The organism is Myxococcus sp. RHSTA-1-4 (assembly GCF_020037125.1).
Classification (GTDB): domain Bacteria; phylum Myxococcota; class Myxococcia; order Myxococcales; family Myxococcaceae; genus Myxococcus.
Genome location: NZ_JAIQDG010000032.1, coordinates 76,566 through 93,677, shown reverse-complemented (window position 1 = coordinate 93,677; position 17,112 = coordinate 76,566). Strand labels below are relative to the sequence as shown.

Annotated in this window: 12 protein-coding genes; 5 read left to right on the top strand and 7 right to left on the bottom strand. The window is 70.8% G+C overall.

Annotation, left to right across the window (positions count from 1 at the left end; all coding sequences use genetic code 11):
* The first annotated feature begins 864 nt into the window (after nucleotides 1–864).
* Together K8638_RS34250 and K8638_RS34245 are read left to right on the top strand one after the other, a co-directional pair.
* Nucleotides 865–1,746, top strand: coding sequence for a TonB C-terminal domain-containing protein (locus K8638_RS34250; RefSeq protein ID WP_223758901.1), 882 nt, complete (start codon nucleotides 865–867; stop codon nucleotides 1,744–1,746).
* 40 nt (nucleotides 1,747–1,786) lie between these two features.
* The gene (locus tag K8638_RS34245; protein WP_223758900.1) at nucleotides 1,787–2,275 is read left to right on the top strand and encodes a hypothetical protein; all 489 of its coding nucleotides are present in this window, start codon (nucleotides 1,787–1,789) and stop codon (nucleotides 2,273–2,275) included.
* Nucleotides 2,276–2,822: 547 nt separating this feature from the next.
* Here the strand turns inward: K8638_RS34245 and K8638_RS34240 are convergent.
* On the bottom strand, nucleotides 2,823–3,977 hold the full coding sequence (locus K8638_RS34240; protein ID WP_223758899.1) for a fatty acid desaturase: 1,155 nt from the start codon (nucleotides 3,975–3,977) through the stop codon (nucleotides 2,823–2,825).
* 227 nt (nucleotides 3,978–4,204) lie between these two features.
* A complete protein-coding gene (locus K8638_RS34235) occupies nucleotides 4,205–6,148 on the bottom strand; it encodes a carboxypeptidase regulatory-like domain-containing protein (RefSeq protein ID WP_223758898.1) in 1,944 nt (647 codons plus the stop codon).
* A 268-nt stretch (nucleotides 6,149–6,416) separates the two neighbouring features.
* Here K8638_RS34235 and K8638_RS34230 point away from each other — a divergent pair, with 268 nt between their 5' ends.
* Both K8638_RS34230 and K8638_RS34225 read left to right on the top strand, forming a co-directional pair.
* Complete coding sequence (locus K8638_RS34230; protein ID WP_223758897.1) at nucleotides 6,417–8,168, top strand: trypsin-like serine protease; 1,752 nt, start codon at nucleotides 6,417–6,419, stop codon at nucleotides 8,166–8,168.
* 238 nt (nucleotides 8,169–8,406) lie between these two features.
* Nucleotides 8,407–9,483 carry an NADH:flavin oxidoreductase gene (locus K8638_RS34225; RefSeq protein WP_223758896.1) on the top strand — a complete coding sequence of 359 codons (1,077 nt, stop codon included), beginning with the start codon at nucleotides 8,407–8,409 and terminating at the stop codon, nucleotides 9,481–9,483.
* A 78-nt stretch (nucleotides 9,484–9,561) separates the two neighbouring features.
* Here the strand turns inward: K8638_RS34225 and carB are convergent, their stop codons facing one another.
* Nucleotides 9,562–12,828, bottom strand: a complete 3,267-nt coding sequence (carB, locus tag K8638_RS34220; protein WP_223758895.1) for a carbamoyl-phosphate synthase large subunit — start codon at nucleotides 12,826–12,828, stop codon at nucleotides 9,562–9,564.
* Nucleotides 12,829–12,951: 123 nt separating this feature from the next.
* On the opposite strand from carB, the gene K8638_RS34215 reads away from it, so the two are divergent.
* Nucleotides 12,952–13,665, top strand: coding sequence for a hypothetical protein (locus K8638_RS34215; RefSeq protein ID WP_223758894.1), 714 nt, complete (start codon nucleotides 12,952–12,954; stop codon nucleotides 13,663–13,665).
* A gap of 2 nt (nucleotides 13,666–13,667) precedes the next feature.
* Here K8638_RS34215 and K8638_RS34210 read toward each other — a convergent pair whose 3' ends face one another.
* From K8638_RS34210 to K8638_RS34195, 4 genes are read right to left on the bottom strand one after another with little or no spacing between them, the layout of a single operon-like run.
* Entirely contained in the window at nucleotides 13,668–14,858 is a 1,191-nt protein-coding gene (locus tag K8638_RS34210) for a pyridoxal phosphate-dependent aminotransferase (RefSeq protein ID WP_223758893.1), read from the bottom strand.
* Between the two features lie 49 nt (nucleotides 14,859–14,907).
* Nucleotides 14,908–15,393, bottom strand: coding sequence for a pantetheine-phosphate adenylyltransferase (gene coaD, locus K8638_RS34205; RefSeq protein ID WP_223758892.1), 486 nt, complete (start codon nucleotides 15,391–15,393; stop codon nucleotides 14,908–14,910).
* 44 nt (nucleotides 15,394–15,437) lie between these two features.
* Entirely contained in the window at nucleotides 15,438–15,995 is a 558-nt protein-coding gene (rsmD, locus tag K8638_RS34200) for a 16S rRNA (guanine(966)-N(2))-methyltransferase RsmD (RefSeq protein WP_223758891.1), read from the bottom strand.
* 26 nt (nucleotides 15,996–16,021) lie between these two features.
* A complete protein-coding gene (locus tag K8638_RS34195) occupies nucleotides 16,022–17,059 on the bottom strand; it encodes a hypothetical protein (RefSeq protein ID WP_223758890.1) in 1,038 nt (345 codons plus the stop codon).
* Nucleotides 17,060–17,112 lie beyond the last annotated feature (53 nt).

Sequence of the window (17,112 nt, the reverse complement as noted above, 5' to 3'; positions counted from 1 at the left end):
GGGCGAGAGACGCCCCATGCACAGGGTGCAGCTCCGGAAACGATACTCCAGGCGCATCCAGACGCGCCGACGGCGGGCTCGATTCGATGCAATGCCCCCGACACTCCGGCCGTACCGCTCCGTGGCAGGGCCCCATGAGACGTATGATGGTGCGGAGCGCGGGGCCGGCGCGAATCCCGCCAGCAGCCGGGGCGAGGTGCCTCAGGGAGTATGGGAGTATCGATGCGGCGGTTTCGACGCCTCGGGTGGGCCGCCCTGGTCTCACTCGCCATCCACGTGGCGCTCCTGCTCCTCCTCCTCTGGGGGGAGGTGCCCCCGAGAGACCGCACCGCACCGAGGGCCTCGCAGGCGCCGCTCCAGGTGGAGATCATCTCCCGCCCGCCAGCCGCACCACCGCTGCCTGAAGCCCCGCCATCGCCGCCCCGCGTCGAGCGGCCCGCGAAGCCACCGCCCCGCCTCCGTCGCCAGCCGCCTCGCCCCGTGGAGCCACCCACGCAGGTCGCTGAGTCGCCGACCGTGGCGCCGCCCATCCCACCCGCGACAGAGCCACCTCCTTCATCACCCACGCCCGGCGAGGGCGCACCGGCGGTGGCCTCGGCCCCTCCAGCTCCACCCGAGGAACACCCGCCAGCGGACACGGGGGCACCCGCGGTGGCCTCGGCCCCTCCGTCTCCGGCAGGAGAAGAACCGTCAGCGCGGGCGCCGTCCCCGAGCGGCCCATCTCCGGAATCCCCCGCCGCGCCGGAAGCGCCACCCACCTCCCCCTCCGAGGCACCCGCCGCCGTCGCCTCGGGGCCCGTCTCGGACGCGCCTGCCCGCCCCCGGCAGCCGGCCGGCACCCTCTACCCACTGCCTCCGTCGCTGATGCCGGGAGGCCCACCCCTCACCGGCCCGAAGAGCCAGAGTGGCCACACCCTGCGCCCCGGAGACCCCAGCCTCTCGCCCGAGGTGCTCGCCGCGAAGGAGCGGGCCCGCGTCGGTGGACGCGTGCAGGGCTTCATCAATGACCAGCAGGCGAGCCTCCGAGTGGCCAACGGGCAGATCGACCCGTACTTCAGCCGGCTCCGCGAGGCCCTCGAGAAGGCGCTCGAGGATGCCCCCGTGTTCCCGGGCACCAGCCTCCTGAATCAAGCCACGACGTCCTGGGCCGGACAGGCCAGCGAGTTCGGCGCGACCGGCAGTCCCGGCACTGGGCCCGCGGTCGCCGCGCCCACGCCGTCCGAGCAGCTGCGGGACCTTCAGCGAAGCCGAGGGAACATGCCCGGAGCCAGGGAGAAGACCGGGGTCAAGTCCGTCGACTATTTGCGGAGTCGCGTCCAGACCGTGGAGGAGATGCAGAAGCTGGCGGGCGGCGGCGGCGCGAAGCTCGTCGTCACCCTCGAATTGCACCAGGGGCCCGACGGCTCACTGCGCGACGTGAAGCTCGTCTCCCAGAGTGGCAACCCGTCCTACGACGCATTCGTGATGAGCGCCGTGCCACCCGCGCTGGCGAAGCTCGCGCCCCCTCCCGACCAGGCCCGGGGCGTACGGCCCGAGGGCATCCACACGCTGTGGGCCGTCGAGGGCCGCGTCGTCTACCTCCGCAAGCTCAAGGAGCTGAAGGGCCAGGACACCGCGTACATGGCCGCGGCGGTCGCCGCAGGGGTGCTCGCGGGACGGTTCGAGGAGACCACCGGTGAGGTCGAGGTCATCGACTTCCGCAACCCACGCTTCGTGTGCCAGTCGCGCCTGCTGCGCGTCTACTGAGGTTGGTGCCGGCCACGGGGCGGAGGTAGGCTCGCGCCCCATGGCTCGTCGCAAGAAGGCCGAGGAGATGGCCACTCGCGTCCGCAACCTGCTCGCGATGGACGCCGCCGGCATCATGCGCCGGCTGGAGGCACGCCGCGACGAGATGTTCGCCCTCTTCTCGCGCCTGCGCAGCCGCGAGCCCCTGCTGGGCACCATCTCCTCGCGCTACGCGACGGGCGCCTTCGAGCACCTCATCCACCTCTCCGAGCAGGAACAGGCGGTGGTGGACCACTTCTACGAGCGCCTGGACGAGCTGCGCTGGTACTTCACGTACACCGAGGACATGCCCGGCACCGCGCAGCAGATCTTCTCCAAGCTGCACAAGCGGCTGGAGGAGTCCTACCGGGTGCTGGTGGTGACACTCGGGCCACCCGTGCCGCCCGACGGTGCACGGGTGGTGGACGTACAGGCGGTCCGTCACGAGGGCGCCTCCTCGGAGACGGCGCTGGACCGGCCCGCGGCGCCCACGCGCCGTCGGCGGGCCTGATTCAGGACGCGGATGAGTCCTGCCATGGCGCCGCCTCGGCCACGCGGTAGCCGCAACGGCAACTCGGACATGTTCGGAGTGCCGGGAGACCGAGGACCCACGAAGCCCCAGGCCCAGTCTCCCATGCCATGACTTCTCGCCGTGTCAGCCCCCGGGCCGCCATGCGCGGAATGGAGCCTCCATTCCGCGGGACCCGCCAGGTCCTCGCCGGTGGCGGGCCCCAGCCTCCCCGCCATGTCAGCTCCCTGGGGGTAGACACCATGCCGCGGGATGAGTGCTCCTTTCAGCGGAGCGTCACCCCAGGGCGGGAAGGAGGTGATGGGGTATGTGGACGGCGGAGCAGCTGTACCTCATGAGCATGCGGGGCTCGGCGGAGGTGCTGGCGCTGAGGGGCTCCGGCACGCTCGCGCCTGGAGCGGAGCACGTCGAGACCGACATCGAGAGCCGCCCCGTTCGCGCCTTCTCCGATGCGCCGCCATGGCCCAGACACCGCCAGGCGGCGACCTGCCTCGTGCGAACCCCTACCGCGCCACGAATGAGTCCGGCCTCAGGCCGCGGGGGCCGGAGCCGCCACGGGCTCGAGGTCCTCCGTCCGGGCCTTGCCCGGCGCGAGCCTTCGCATGGAGCTCTTGCCCACCACCACGTCCACCATCTTCCGGGCGCGGGTCCAGACGCTCTCCTGTACGTAGGGGATGCCGTACTTCTCGCAGAGGGCGCGCACCTTGGGCTGCACCTCGCGGTACTTGAGCATCGGCAGGTCCGGCCAGATGTGGTGCTCGATTTGATAGTTGAGCCACAGGTGGGCGAAGTCGTTGAGGTCCCCGCCGGTCCGGTAGTTGGCGCTGCCAATCACCTGCTGCACGAAGCGCGCGCCACGGCTCTCGGGAGACGAATCGAAGCGGTAGAGGTCCTCGCCGGTGTGGTTGGGCCCCACCACCAGGAACGTGTGCAGGCTGGTGAGCACGTCCGCCATCACCGAGTTGCACAGCGCGCTGAAGGCCGCCCAGGTCCCCAGCACGAGGAACAGCGACGGGAAGAGGCCGAACCAGACGGCGGCGTATGGCAGGTAGCAGTGGAGCAGCAGCTCCTTCAACTCCGCGCCCGTGAGCGCGCCGCCCTGGCGCCGGCCCTTGCGGCGCAGCGAGCTCAGCGTCTCCGGCGCGTAGTAGCTGGCGCGCCACGTGAGCGCGAGCAGGGAGAGCTGGAGGTAACGGAGCGCGAGCGGCCGGCTCGGGTTGCGCAGTGTTCCCTCGGCGTTGCGCTCCAGGAGATCCGGGTCCGCGTCCTCGCCGGTGTGCGAGTGGTGGAGCACGTTGTGCTCGAAGACCCACGCCTCGGGGAGCATCCAGTCGAGCCAGTCGAGGAAGCGGCGACCTCCCTTCGCGAAGCCCTTGCCCGTGCGGGACGCGGGCAGGCCCGGCACGCGGTCATACCCGCGGTGTCCCACGTGGTGCATGAGCAGCCAGCGCGTGCTGCGGCCCACGCTGAGCGCGGCGGCGCTGAGCGGGTTCGGCGCCAGCCAGCAGGTCGCCACGCCGAGCAGCGTGGCCGCGCGGCCCCAGCGTTCAATCTTCCGGAGGTGCGCCGCATCCGCTTCGCCGAGCGACGCGTCCACCTCCGCGCGCAGGGCCTTCAGCTCGCGGTGGAAGCCCTCCACGTCCACGGAGGCAAGGTCGAAGTCGGGGGCGGCTCGGGACGGCATGCGGGCTCTCCTGGTCGGAGCTGTGGACGCGGGATGTGAAGAGGCGCCGAGACGGTAACCTCCACCGTCAGGCACGCAAAGGACCGCGTCGCGGACATACCCGCCAGGGTTCCGGGCGTCCAGCCACGCACCGCTCAATCGTGAGGAGGCCTTGCTCCAGGACCTTCAACATCCAGGAGGCGCGCGGTCATATGGATGATGAAGCATCCCAGGGAGGTTCAGGCGATTCAGACCTGGATCTTCCGGCGCACCACCCAGACGTCCTCCACCTCGGATCGGCCGGCCCGGCGAATCCCCAGCCGGACGCGGCTCCCCTCGGGGCCGCGGATGCGCTGCACCGAGGCGGCAAAACCCAGCTCCACCACGGGGGTGCCGTCGATGCTCACGATGGCATCCCCAGGCTGGAGTCCCGCCTCGTGCGCGCCGCCGCCGGGGATGACCGTCCCCATGACGAGCATGTCGTCACGCGGGCCCAGTATCGAACCAATCCCCACCATCTCCACCCGCGCCGTCTCGCCTTCGGCCACCGCGTTCAGCTCGATGGGTGGCATGGGCGGCGCCCCTGGCCCCACCCTCACCCTGTCCACGATGCGCGCATCATGGCCCTTCGCGCTGACCGACAGGCTCAGCGTCCCCGGAGCCAGCCCGTCCACCGCGAAGTGGCCGGACGCGTCGGTGATGGCGTCGTACACCGTGTCGAGCATCGCGCCGTACATACCGCCCTCCACCAGCACCCGGGCTCCGGTGATGGGCCCCCCGCCTCCGGCCTTCACCACCTGCCCCTCCAGCCGAACCCCGGCTGACAACATCACCTCCACGGGCCCCGCCTCCGTCGCATCCGGAGCCACGCTCACCTCCGAGGCCGAAGGCGCGAGCCCGTGTGCCGCCACGCGCAACGTATAGGTGCCGGGCGCCAGGCCCTCCACGGCGAAGCGGCCCTCCGGATCCACCACCGTCAGCGCCGCACCGGGCTCGCGCTCCAGGGGCCCCCGGTGGAGCTGCAGCTCCAGCCGGAAGGACGCGACAGGCGAACCGCGCTCGTCGCGCACCCGGCCCGTGAGGCGTGCCCCACGAGCCAGGGTCAGCACCACATCGCGCCGCCCGGTCTCAACACTCGAAGCCGTGGTGCCCACGCGGCCCAGGACTCCCGCGGACACGTCGTAGCGGCCAGGAGGCAGCCGCTCCAGCAGGAAGCGGCCGTCCGCGTCCGTCAAGGCCTCGGCCACCGCCGCGATTCCGCCCTGGGCCCCCGGCAGGCGCTTGTCCCGAGGCTGATCGGCGCGGACTCCAGCACCCGCGATGGCATCGCCCGCTTCGTCCACCACGCGGCCCGCGAGCACTTCGCTGGCCCCCGTGGTCTGGGCATCGAGGCGCAACACCAGACGACCGTCCGGGACACGCGCGGTCAGCTCTCCTCTCTCGGGCGCATACCCGGGGTGGCGAGCCTCCACCGTGGAGGGCTCGGGCGCGCGGAGCTGGACCTCGCCGTCCGTCCCCGTCACGAACTGGTCGTCCGTGGGGAAGAGCACCGTCTGCCCGGAGCGCCCCGTGAGCAGCCGCACCTGCGCGCCCGCGAGGGGCTTGCCGGCCGGGTCCTCGACACGGACGGTCCAGGACTCCTCATGCGTGAGGGCCAGGAGCAGCCCCTCCACGCCACTGCCCGCCCGCGCTACGAGACGAACGGGACTCTGCCCCCAGTCCGGACCGAAGGGCAGGAAGCCCTCCGCGCGAACACTGGCGAGCTGCCAGAGACCCTCCTGGTCCGGCATGAAGCGGAAGGCTCCGGACTCGTCCGTGCGCGTGCTGGCGGCGCCCGAAGGACCGGCGAACGTCAGCTCCGCGCCCGGCACGCCCTGCCCGCTGATGGCCGAAATCACGCGACCGGAGAAGGCCCCCGGAACACCTTCGGGCGCCTCCGTGCGCCGGGCCGAGGGGAGGCGCAGCACCGGGCTCGGGGCCTCCTTCGAGGAAGCCGCCCGTGCGGGCTCGGGTGTGGCGGCTGCCGTGCCGGAAGCCGCGGGGTGGCTTGGGGCCGGTGCCGTCCCGGACGTCTCCGTGACCATCACAGGGGTGGCGTCGGGCTTGTGCGCGAGCCACCACCACAGCCCCAGGCCCAGCAACAGCACTCCCAGCGCGGCCCAACGTCCATATCGGCGCTTCGTGTCTGCCATGTCCCCCATCCTCCGAGGAGCGGCAGTCCATCACAAACGTGGAGCGCATGTGTAGAAGTCCGTCCTGACGCGATCCGCGTGTGTCTCCAGCGGCAACACCTGGAGGTGCGTCGTTGCCCGCGGGTCCACACGGGAGGCCGGCGACGCGGACAGCTCCCCTCTGGAGTCGCTCGGGGCAGGCGTTGGTATTCGCGGTGCAATGGGGCCGGCGCACGTGAGCACCGAGTTGCTCGCGTCTGTCCGAAGTCTCGGCACGAACCCAGGGGGAATGAAGATGAAGTCACTGAAGTGGAGTGCGCTGGCTCTGCTCGCGGGCACCGTGGGGTGCGGTGTACCGGAGGGCGAAGAGGTCGAGCCCGTGGAGCTGGGGGAGCAACAGGGGGAGATCGCCAGGGGAACCGCGGTGCCCGACGGCACGTATCCGTGGGCCGTCTCCCTGCACATGTCGTCGGCCACGTCGACCGCGAACACGCTGTGTAGCGGGTCGCATGTCGCGCCGGGCTGGGTGCTCACGGCCCAGCACTGCTTCGACCACAACCTCGACGGCGTCATCGCGGCCTCGGAGCTGTCGGCGACCGAGGTCTGGGCGTCCATGGACCGCACGCGGATCAGCGACACGAGCCGCGGCCAGGTGATTCAGGGGGCCCAGGTCTTCCTGAACAACACCAATGACCTCGCGCTGCTGCGGCTGGCGACTCCGTCGTACGCGCCCATCGTGCAGCTCGCCACCGCGATTCCGGCCGTGAACGCCGCCGTCACCCCGGCCGGCTGGGGTTACGTCGACAACAGCGGGACCCTCCCCGACAACATGCAGCAGGGCCAGTTCCGGGTCACCGGCTCGAACGCGCTCGACCTGCTCTACACCAACGTCAACACCGAGGAGATGTGCGGTGGCGACAGTGGCGGCCCCGTGTTCACGCAGGTGGGTGGCGTCGTGCAGGTGGTCGCCGCGCACACGAACTCGCCGGGGGGCTGCGGCGTCAGCACCGGCAACGCGATCGGCTCGCGTGTCGACGTTGCCCTTCCGTGGATCCGGAGCATCATTCCGGCCGCGTTCGGCTTCGTCTGGGCGGACCAGCCGTCGGCGGCCACGAGCTACACGCCGAGCACCAGCTACTCGTTCAACTCGACGGGCGGGGCGAACACCATCACCCGCCTGGGCGTCGGCTACTACCGCGTCGACATGGCGGGGCTGGGGGAGTCCAGCGGCAACGTCCAGGTGACCGCGTACGGTGGCACCTCCAACCGGTGCAAGTCGGCGGGCTGGGGGCCCTCTGGAACGACCCAGAGCGTCTACGTCCGCTGCTTCACCCAGGCGGGGGCGGCGGTGGACTCGTACTTCGTCGCCCAGTACTACCGGGCCGGGGCGGGCAACCCGCAGCAGGGCGCCTACCTCTGGGCGAACCAGCCGACGACCGCGAGCTACACGCCTTCCCGGTACTACTCCTACAACTCGAAGGGTGGCACGAACACCGTCACGCGCAGCGCGGTCGGCGTCTACCAGGCCAGCCTGCCGGGCTTCACCGCCATCGGTGGCAACGTCCAGGTGACCGCGTACGGCTCCACGGCCGACCACTGCAAGGTGGCGGGCTGGGGGACGAGCACCGTCAGCGTGAGGTGCTTCGACACGGCGGGCAACCCGGTCGATACGTACTGGAACCTGCGGTACACGGACAAGCACGTGGCGAACAGCGGGCAGGCCGGCGCGTACGCGTGGCTCTCCGACGCCGTGTCCGCGTCCAGCACGCCGAGCACCTGGTACCAGTGGCACTCGCTGGGCAGCACGGTGACGGCGACCCGCTCGGGTACGGGCACGTATGCCCTCACCATCCCCGGCATCGCGTCGTACAACAAGACGAGCGCGCTGGTGACCGCCTACGGCTCCACCAACGCGTTCTGCAACGTCACGAGCTGGCACACGGCCTCCTCCGGTGGGACGCAGGTCAACGTGCAGTGCCGTGACGCCGCGGGTGCACTCACGGATTCGCTCTTCACCATGAGCTACATCACGAACCTCTGAGCGGTCCGGTTTCACTGTGCGGGGGCCGGAGCGACCACTCCGGCCCCCACGCGCCCGTGTTGTCCCGCGCGGCCCCGCGGGCGACACGGGCGTGGTTGTTTTTGCCCGGTGTGCTCGCTCGCCCAGGGAGCGACTGACACACTTTGGGCTTCAGCACGCTGACGCAACCGTGTTCCTCTTCGCGCATCCGAGCCGCCACCGCGCCCATACGATGTCCCGCGCAAGAGGAACCGACGACATGACCGGCCTGTTCACCCCCCTCGAACTCCGGAAGAACATCACCGCACGCAACCGCATCTGGCTCGCGCCGCTGACGAACATGCAGAGCCACGCCGACGGCACCCTGTCCGACGACGAGCTCCACTTCCTCTCCAGGCGCGCCGACGGTGGCTTCGGCCTCATCGAGACCTGCGCCGCGCATGTCTCCCAGGACGGCAAGGCCTGGCCCGGTGAGCTGGGTGTCCATGACGACGCCATGCTCCCCGGACTCACCCGCCTCGCGGCGCGAATCCACCAGGGTGGCGCGCTCGTCTCCGCCCAGCTCTTCCACGGTGGCCTGCGCGCCGACCCCGCTGTCAGCGGACTGGAGAAGTGGAGCGCCAGCGAGCACTCGGAGGACGGAGTCCACTGCCGCGCCGGCACCGAGGCCGACATCCAGGGCGCCATCGACGCCTTCGCGAACGCCGCCCGCCGGTGCGCCCAGGCGGGCTTCGACTCCGTGGAGCTCCACGGCGCCCACGGCTACCTGCTCTCCCAGTTCCTGAGCACCGTCTACAACCGCCGAGAGGACCGCTGGGGCGGCTCGCTCGAGAACCGCTCCCGCCTCATCCGCGAAACCGTCCGCGCCGTCCGCCGCGCCGCCCCCTCCCTGGTCCTCGCCGTCCGCCTGTCCCCCGAGGACTTCGGTCAGGCCAAGGGGCTCGACCTCGATGAAACCATCGAGGTCGCGAAGTGGCTCGCCGAGGACGGAATGGAGATCCTCCACCTGTCCCTCTGGCGCTCCGCCCTCAACACGACGAAGCGCCCCCAGGAGCACGCCACTCCCCTCTTCCGCGCCGCCCTCCCCTCCCACGTCCGCATCGTCGTCGCCGGAGCCATCTGGACGCGCGAGGAGGCCGAGGCCCAGCTCGCCCTCGGTGCCGATGCCGTCGCCCTCGGGCGCGCGGCCATCGCCAACCACGACTGGCCCGAGCGCATCCGCCGCGACGCCGACATCCACCGCGCCCCCGTCGCCCCCGAGACGCTGCTCGGAGAGGGCCTCACGCCCACCTTCGTCGAGTACATGCGCAGGTGGAAGAACTTCGTCGCCGCCTGACGCCGGCCCCCCAAACGCATGCGGCCCCACTCCCAGGAGGAGCGGGGCCGCGCGCGTCACTTCACGGGGAATGAATCGCTACCGCCCGCCCGCCGAGGCAGCACCCGGCACCTGACCGCCGATGATGCCCAGGTGGTCCTGCAGCGGCTTCACGGACAGGTCCGTGCGCTTGAGCGCCTCCAGCGCCCCCACCGCCATGCGCGCCGCCTGCACCGTCGTGTAGTACGGCACCGAGTGCATCAGCGCCTCGCGGCGGATGGAGAAGCTGTCGGCGATCTCCTGCTTGCCGAAGGTGGTGTTGATGACCAGGACGATCTCCCCGTCGACAATCTTGTCGACGATGTTCGGCCGGCCCTCCTTCACCTTCTGCACCATCTGCGCCTCGATGCCCTTCGTCCCGAGGTACGTGTGGGTGCCCGCGGTGGCAATCATCGTGAAGCCCATGGCCCGCAGCCGCCGCGCCAGGTCCACCACCGCCGGCTTGTCCTCGTCCTTCACGGAGATGAACACCTTGCCGCTCTTCGGGAGCTTCACGCCCGCGGCGAGCTGGCTCTTGGCGAAGGCCGACGCGTAGTCGTTCGCCAGGCCCATCACCTCGCCCGTGGACTTCATCTCCGGTCCGAGGATGACGTCCACGCCCGCGAAGCGCGCGAAGGGGAAGACGCTCTCCTTCACCGCCACGTGCTTGAACTCGGGCTCATGCGTGGCGCCCAGCTCCTTCAGCGTCTTGCCCACCATGCACAGCGCGGCGATCTTCGCCATCGCCACGCCCGTGGCCTTCGAGATGAACGGCACCGTGCGGCTGGCGCGCGGGTTCACCTCCAGGATGTAGATGGTCTTCCCCTGGATGGCGAACTGCACGTTCATCAGCCCCACCACGCCCAGCTCGCGCGCCAGGGCGATGGCCTGGTCCTTCATCCGCTCCACCAGGTCCGGCGACAGCGAGTGCGGCGGCAGCGTGGCCGCCGCGTCACCCGAGTGCACCCCCGCCTCCTGGATGTGCTCCAGCACGCCGCCAATCATCACCGCGCCCGTCCGGTCCGCCACCAGGTCCAGGTCCACCTCGATGGCGTCCTTCAGGAAGCGGTCGATGAGCACCGGGTGCTCCGGCGACGCACTCACCGCCTCGCGCATGTACCGCTCCAGGCTCGCCTGGTCGTACACCGCCTCCATCGCCCGGCCGCCCAGCACGTACGACGGACGCACCATCACCGGGTAGCCGATGCGCTCGGCGACCTTGAAGGCCTCGGCGTGGCTGCGCGCCACGCCGTTCTCCGGCTGCGTCAGCCCCAGCTTCTCGATGAGCTTCGCGAACCGCTCGCGGTCCTCCGCGCGGTCGATGGCGTCCGGCGGCGTCCCCAGAATCGGCAGGCCCGCCTTCTCCAGCGGCACGGACAGCCGCAGCGGCGTCTGCCCACCGAACTGGACGATGGCGCCCACCGGCTTCTCGCGCTGCGACACCTCCAGCACGTCTTCAATCGTCAGCGGCTCGAAGTAGAGGCGGTCCGACGTGTCGTAGTCCGTGGACACCGTCTCCGGGTTGCAGTTGACCATCACCGTCTCGTACCCGGCCTCGCGCAGCGCGAAGGCCGCGTGCACGCACGCGTAGTCGAACTCGATGCCCTGGCCGATGCGGATGGGGCCGCTGCCGAGGATGAGCACCTTCTGCCGGTCCGTGGGCGGCGCCTCGTCCTCCTCCTCGTAGGTGGAGTACAGGTAGGGCGTGTACGCCTCGAACTCCGCGGCGCAGGTGTCCACCCGCTTGAAGACGGGCCGGATGTTGCGCGAGTGCCGGTGCGCCCGCACCTCCTCCTCCGGGTAGCCCAGCAGCTTGCCCAGGTACTTGTCGGAGAAGCCGTGCGCCTTCGCCTGCCGGAGGACGTCGTCCGGGAGCTGATCCAACCGGCCGAACTCCTGGAGGGTCTGCGCCTCACGCACCAGCATCTCGATGTAGCGCAGGAACCACGGGTCGATGGCGGACAGCGCGTGCACCGCCTCCACCGTCATGCCCTCGCGGAAGGCCTGAGCCACGAACCAGGGCCGCTCCGGGCGCGGAATCCGCAGCGCCTCGCGCAGCACCTTCTCGCGCTCCTCCTTCTCCGTGGGCAGCTCGGGCGGCTCCAGGCCCACGCGGCCCAGCTCCATGGAGCGCAGCGCCTTCATGTACGCCTCGGGGAAGGTGCGGCCAATGGCCATCACCTCGCCCACCGAGCGCATGCTCGTGGTCAGCGTCCGGTCCGCGTGCGGGAACTTCTCGAAGTTGAAGCGCGGCACCTTCACCACCACGTAGTCCAGCGTCGGCTCGAAGGAGGCCGGCGTGTCCCGGGTGATGTCGTTGCGCAGCTCGTCCAGCGTGTAGCCCAGCGCCAGCTTCGCGGCGACCTTGGCGATGGGGTAGCCCGTCGCCTTCGACGCCAGCGCGCTGGAGCGCGACACGCGCGGGTTCATCTCGATGACGACCATGCGGCCGTCACGCGGGTTGATGCCGAACTGGATGTTGGAGCCACCCGTGTCGACGCCAATCTCCCGGATGATGGCCAGCGACGCCTGCCGCATCCGCTGGTACTCGCGGTCCGTCAGCGTCTGCGCGGGCGCCACGGTGATGGAGTCACCGGTGTGCACGCCCATGGGGTCCAGGTTCTCGATGGAGCAGACGATGATGACGTTGTCCGCCGAGTCCCGGACCACCTCCAGCTCGTACTCCTTCCAGCCCAGCACGCTCTCCTCCACCAGGATGGTGGACGTGGGGCTGGCCTTCAGGCCGGAGCGGCAGATGGTCTCGTACTCGTCCCGGTTGTAGGCGATGCCGCCGCCGGTGCCGCCCAGGGTGAAGGAGGGGCGGATGATGGCCGGGAAGCCAATCTCCTCCACCAGCGCCATGGCCTGGTCCAGCGTCGTCGCGTAGCCGCTCTTGGGCAGCGACACGCCAATCTTCTGCATGGCCGCCTTGAAGAGCTGCCGGTCCTCGGCCTTGTTGATGGCCTCCAGCGAGGCGCCAATCAGGCGCACCCCGTACTTCTCAAGGATTCCCTGCTCCGCCAGCGCCTTGGCCAGGTTGAGCGCCGTCTGGCCGCCCATCGTTGGCAGGAGGGAGTCCGGCCGCTCGGCGGCGATGATGCGCTCCGCCGCATCCACGGTGATGGGTTCGATGTACGTTCTGTGGGCGAACTCGGGGTCGGTCATCACCGTGGCGGGGTTGCTGTTGAGCAGCACCACCTCCACGCCTTCATCCCGGAGAGCCTTGATGGCTTGAGTCCCGGAGTAGTCGAACTCGACGGCCTGCCCGATGACAATCGGGCCCGAGCCAATCACCAGAACTTTGCGGATATCGGTACGCTTGGGCATCGGGAGGCCCCCATACCAACGTCCGACCCCACATGCACGGAATGTATGCGGGGCCGCCCGCTCGCAAGGAGCCCGGGCCCCATCCACCGTCCTCTGCTACGCTCCGGCGCTTTCGGAGGTTCCATGCGCCGCCGGTTCCTGGCCCTGCTCGTCTCACTCGCGCCCACGTCCTTCGCCCAGGCCCCCGCCACCGACGCTCCGGAGGCCGCCGCTCCCGCCCCCACGCCCACTCCGGAAGCCGCGGCCCCGGCGCCCACGCCCGCCGCTGAGTCGCCGGCACCCACGCCCACTGCCCCGGCGCCCACTCCCCGGGCACGCAAGCCGGCCACGGCTCCAGCGCCGGCCAGTCCCGCCGCTCCGGTGGCGAAGCCTGTCCCGCCCGCCGAGCCGCCGGGCATGCCCTCGCTTCCTCCCGAGGCCCACCCGGCGAACCAGCCCGAGGTCCCCGCCGAGGAGCGGGCACGGCAGGACATCCAGGCCAGCGCCCGCTTCCTCTTCCAGAGCCTGCTCACCGGGGATGTCCGCAGCGCCGCCGGCGAGCTGATGTACCCCTTCCAGCTCGAGGACAAGCGGTACGCCACGCCCGAGGAGCTGGTGGTGGCGTGGCTGAAGCAGCTCCGGCTCAAGCGCACGGACCTCATCACCCTCTATGACATCGAGGTGCTGAGGCTGGAGGACATGGAGAAGAAGTACGGCAAGGCGCCGGCCCGGCTGGGGCTGGACCTGCGCAACCAGAAGGACATCTGGGCCGCCGTGGGCAACCTCTCCGGCCGCCCCGGCGTCTTCCTCTTCCGTCCGTACCGCGACGAGTTCCGCGCCTTCGCCTACACGGACTGAGGTCAGCGCAGGGCCTGGACCAGCTCACCCAGGCGCACCAGCCCCTTGCGCAGCACCTCGCGCGAGGTGGCGAAGCTCATGCGGATGTAGCCCTCCGCGCCGAACGGGTCTCCCGGCACGGCGGCGACGCGGAACTCGTCCAGGAGGATTTCCGACAGCTGCATGGAGCCCGTCACCGGCTTGCCCTTGAAGCTGCGGCCGTAGAGGCCCCGCACGTCCGCGAACGCGTAGAAGGCCCCCTCCGGCATCCGGCAGCGGATGCCGTCCAGCGCGTTGAGTCCCTCCACGAAGAAGTCCCGGCGCACGCGGTACTCCGCCACCATGGTGGTGATGGTGTCCGGCGGCCCGTTGAGCGCGGCGAGCGCGGCCTTCTGGCCGATGGAGGAGGCGTTGGAGGTGGACTGGTCCTGCACGAGCTGCATGGCGGACACCAGCGGCTTCGGCCCCGCCACGTAGCCCATGCGCCAGCCCGTCATCGCGTGCGACTTGCTGAGGGCGTTGGTGACGACCAGCCGGGGCACCAGGTCCGGCGCCACGTCGCTGATGCCCAGCCGCTCGCTGGTGTAGAGGAGCTTCTCGTAGATGTCGTCCGTGATGATGAAGCAGTCGTGCGGGCGCAGCACCTCGGCGATGCCCTCCAGCGCGGCGCGCGAGTAGACGGCGCCGGTGGGGTTGCCCGGGCTGTTGATGATGACGGCGCGCGTGCGCGGGGTGAGCGCGCGGCGCAGGGCGTCCGGGTCCGGCGCGAAGCCGTCCTCCTCGCGCGTGGGGACGATGACGGGGGTGGCGCCCGCAAGGTGCACCATGTCCGGGTAGCTGACCCAGTAGGGGGCGAAGATGATGACCTCGTCCCCCTCGTCCAGCACGGCCTGGCAGAAGTTGTAGAGGGCCTGCTTGCCGCCGGCGGTGATGAGCACCTGGTCCGGCATGTACTTCAGCCCGTTCTCCCGCTCCAGCTTGCGGCAGACGGCCTCACGCAGCTCGAGGATGCCGTTGGTGGGCGTGTACTTGGTGAAGCCCGAGCGAATCGCCTCCACCGCGGCCTGCTTCACGTAGTCCGGGGTGTCGAAGTCCGGCTCCCCGGCGGCCAGCACCACCACGTCCACACCCTGGGCGGCGAGCGCCTTGGCGCGCGAGTTGAGAGCGAGCGTCGGGGACGGCTTGATGGCCTGAAGCCTGCGGGCGAGTTTCATGGCTGCTTGCGTAGCCCGGGAGCGCCCGCGCGGACAAGAGGAGAGCGCGCTACTTCCGGCCAGCGAACTTCGCCTTCAGCTTCTGGTGCACGTTGTCGGGTACCAGCCCCGTGACGTCGCCGCCGAAGGAGGCCACCTCCCGGACGAGCTGGGAGGAGATGTAGAAGTAGTCCTCACCCGTCATCATGAAGACGGTCTCGATGTCGGGCGCCAGCTTCCGGTTCATGTTGGCGAGCTGGAACTCGTATTCGAAGTCGGACACCGCGCGCAGCCCGCGGACGATGACGCCCGCGTTGCGCCGCTTCACGTAGTCCACCAGCAGCCCGTGGAAGGCGTCCACCTCCACCCTCGGGTCGTTGCCACACGCGTCCCGGATGAGCTGGCGCCGCTCGTCCTCGGTGAAGAGGGGCGTCTTCTTCGGGTTCACCGCGATGGCCACGATGAGCCGATCGAACATCTTCAGGCTGCGCTGGATGAGGCTCAGATGCCCGTTGGTGAGCGGATCGAAGGAACCAGGATAGATGGCGACCGGCATGCACCCGTGAGCATCGGACGCCCCCGGATGTGGGTCAAGGAATGTCAGGGTGCCCGGTAGAAGCTCACCAGGGTGTCCCCGAACCGGCGCTGGTCCTCGCGGGTGAGGCCGGCATGGGTGTCCGGTGCCGCCTCGCGCTTGTCGTGCTCCACCACCACCATGCCGGAGGGGGCCAGCAGCCCCGCCCCCACCACCCCGTCCAGCACCGACTCCACCACCCGCGCCGCGTAGGGCGGGTCCGCGAAGATGAGCTCGAAGCGCTCCCCCCGCCGCCCCAGCGCCTCCAGCGCCCGGGCCACCGGCTGGGCGAGGAGTTCCACCTGGGACGTGAAGCCCAGGAATTCCGTGTTCTGCCGGCAGAGCGCCTGGGCCTCGCGGTCCTGGTCCACCAGCACCGCCCGCCCGGCGCCGCGGGACACGGCCTCCAGCCCCAGGGCCCCGGTGCCGGCGTACAGGTCCAGCACGCTCTGGCCGTCCAGGAACTGCCCCAGGACGTTGAAGAGCGTCTCCCGGACACGGTCCGCCGTGGGACGGATGTGCCGGGACGTCGGCTTCGGGCCTGCCAGCGCGCGGCCCTTCGCGGTGCCTGCGACGATTCGCATGGGGAGCCTTCTACACCGGCTGGCGGCTACTCGCCCCGGTTCTGCGCGAGGAAGCGCATGGCGGGCATTCCCGTGCGGGTGGCGCCCAGGCCGGAGACCACCTCCACGGCCTCCGCGAAGGACAGCGCCTCCAGGCGCTCGCTCGCGGCCGGCTCCAGCGGGGGCAGTTGCTCCTCCAGGACGCTGAGCAGCTCTCCCGGGGGCAGCCCCGCGGCGGCCGCCTTCTCCTCCACGCTCGCGCGGACCTCCGCGGGCCAGGCCCCCAGCGAGAGCCGCTCGAAGCCGCCCACGCAGTCCACCTTGCGCACCCCGGCCGCCACATAGGTGGGCAGCACCTGGGGAAGCCCCGGGCCCACCTCCCCCACCGTCACCACCGCGTCATAGTCAGCGGCCACCTCCACCAGTTGCCGCAGCAGGGCCACGTCCGGCTCCCCCGGGCCCAGCGCCGCCGCCGATATCCGGACGAAGCGCACCGGCACCTTCCACTGCTTCAGCCCCTCCAGCAGCGTCCGGTACGCGTCCAGCGGCTCCCCACCGGAGGGGGCCGGGGCCGTCAGCTCCAGCGACAGCTCGCGCTCGGACACCGGGCCCGCCAGCACGTTCAGCGCCTCCACCGCCGCGTACGAGTCCAGCCGGGACAGGTCCAGCGACACCAGCGTGAAGCCCGCGTCCACCACCCGGAAGAGGCCCTCCTGGACGGGGCCCAGCGCGTCGCCGTCCACCCGGGTGACGCGCACCGGCCCGGCCTGGAGGAACAGGGGGCGCGAGTGCCCGGCCTCCACCGCCGCCTCATGCACCGCCGTCACGAAGCGCTCCGCCGCGCCCCGGTCCGCCAGCGGGTGCGGGCACGCCAGCCCCAGCGCCGCGTCCTCCGCCCGGGCCGCGCGCAGCAGCCCCGGCAGCGCCGCCTTCGCCTGGACCGGCAGGCACGGCAGGGCCACCGGCGCGCGCCCCAGGGCGCGCAGCAGCTCCTTCGGGTCGAGGATGGGGATGCGCGAACCGGCGCCCACCCTCGCCACGGTGTTCCCCGGCCGCAACGTCAGCACCTTGTCCAGCACGCTCATGGACCGCCGAGGATTGTCCGCCCGCCCCAGCGGTGCAAGGTGAACCCGCCGCG

Bases quoted from the DNA above. Each gene is read 5' to 3' on its own strand.
- coaD (WP_223758892.1), bottom strand. From the start codon at position 15,393: ATGCCGGTCGCCATCTATCCTGGTTCCTTCGATCCGCTCACCAACGGG.
- K8638_RS34195 (WP_223758890.1), bottom strand. From the start codon at position 17,059: ATGAGCGTGCTGGACAAGGTGCTGACGTTGCGGCCGGGGAACACCGTG.
- K8638_RS34250 (WP_223758901.1), top strand. From the start codon at position 865: ATGCCGGGAGGCCCACCCCTCACCGGCCCGAAGAGCCAGAGTGGCCAC.
- carB (WP_223758895.1), bottom strand. From the start codon at position 12,828: ATGCCCAAGCGTACCGATATCCGCAAAGTTCTGGTGATTGGCTCGGGC.
- K8638_RS34235 (WP_223758898.1), bottom strand. From the start codon at position 6,148: ATGGCAGACACGAAGCGCCGATATGGACGTTGGGCCGCGCTGGGAGTG.
- K8638_RS34225 (WP_223758896.1), top strand. From the start codon at position 8,407: ATGACCGGCCTGTTCACCCCCCTCGAACTCCGGAAGAACATCACCGCA.
- rsmD (WP_223758891.1), bottom strand. From the start codon at position 15,995: ATGCGAATCGTCGCAGGCACCGCGAAGGGCCGCGCGCTGGCAGGCCCG.
- K8638_RS34240 (WP_223758899.1), bottom strand. From the start codon at position 3,977: ATGCCGTCCCGAGCCGCCCCCGACTTCGACCTTGCCTCCGTGGACGTG.
- K8638_RS34215 (WP_223758894.1), top strand. From the start codon at position 12,952: ATGCGCCGCCGGTTCCTGGCCCTGCTCGTCTCACTCGCGCCCACGTCC.
- K8638_RS34245 (WP_223758900.1), top strand. From the start codon at position 1,787: ATGGCTCGTCGCAAGAAGGCCGAGGAGATGGCCACTCGCGTCCGCAAC.
- K8638_RS34230 (WP_223758897.1), top strand. From the start codon at position 6,417: ATGAAGATGAAGTCACTGAAGTGGAGTGCGCTGGCTCTGCTCGCGGGC.
- K8638_RS34210 (WP_223758893.1), bottom strand. From the start codon at position 14,858: ATGAAACTCGCCCGCAGGCTTCAGGCCATCAAGCCGTCCCCGACGCTC.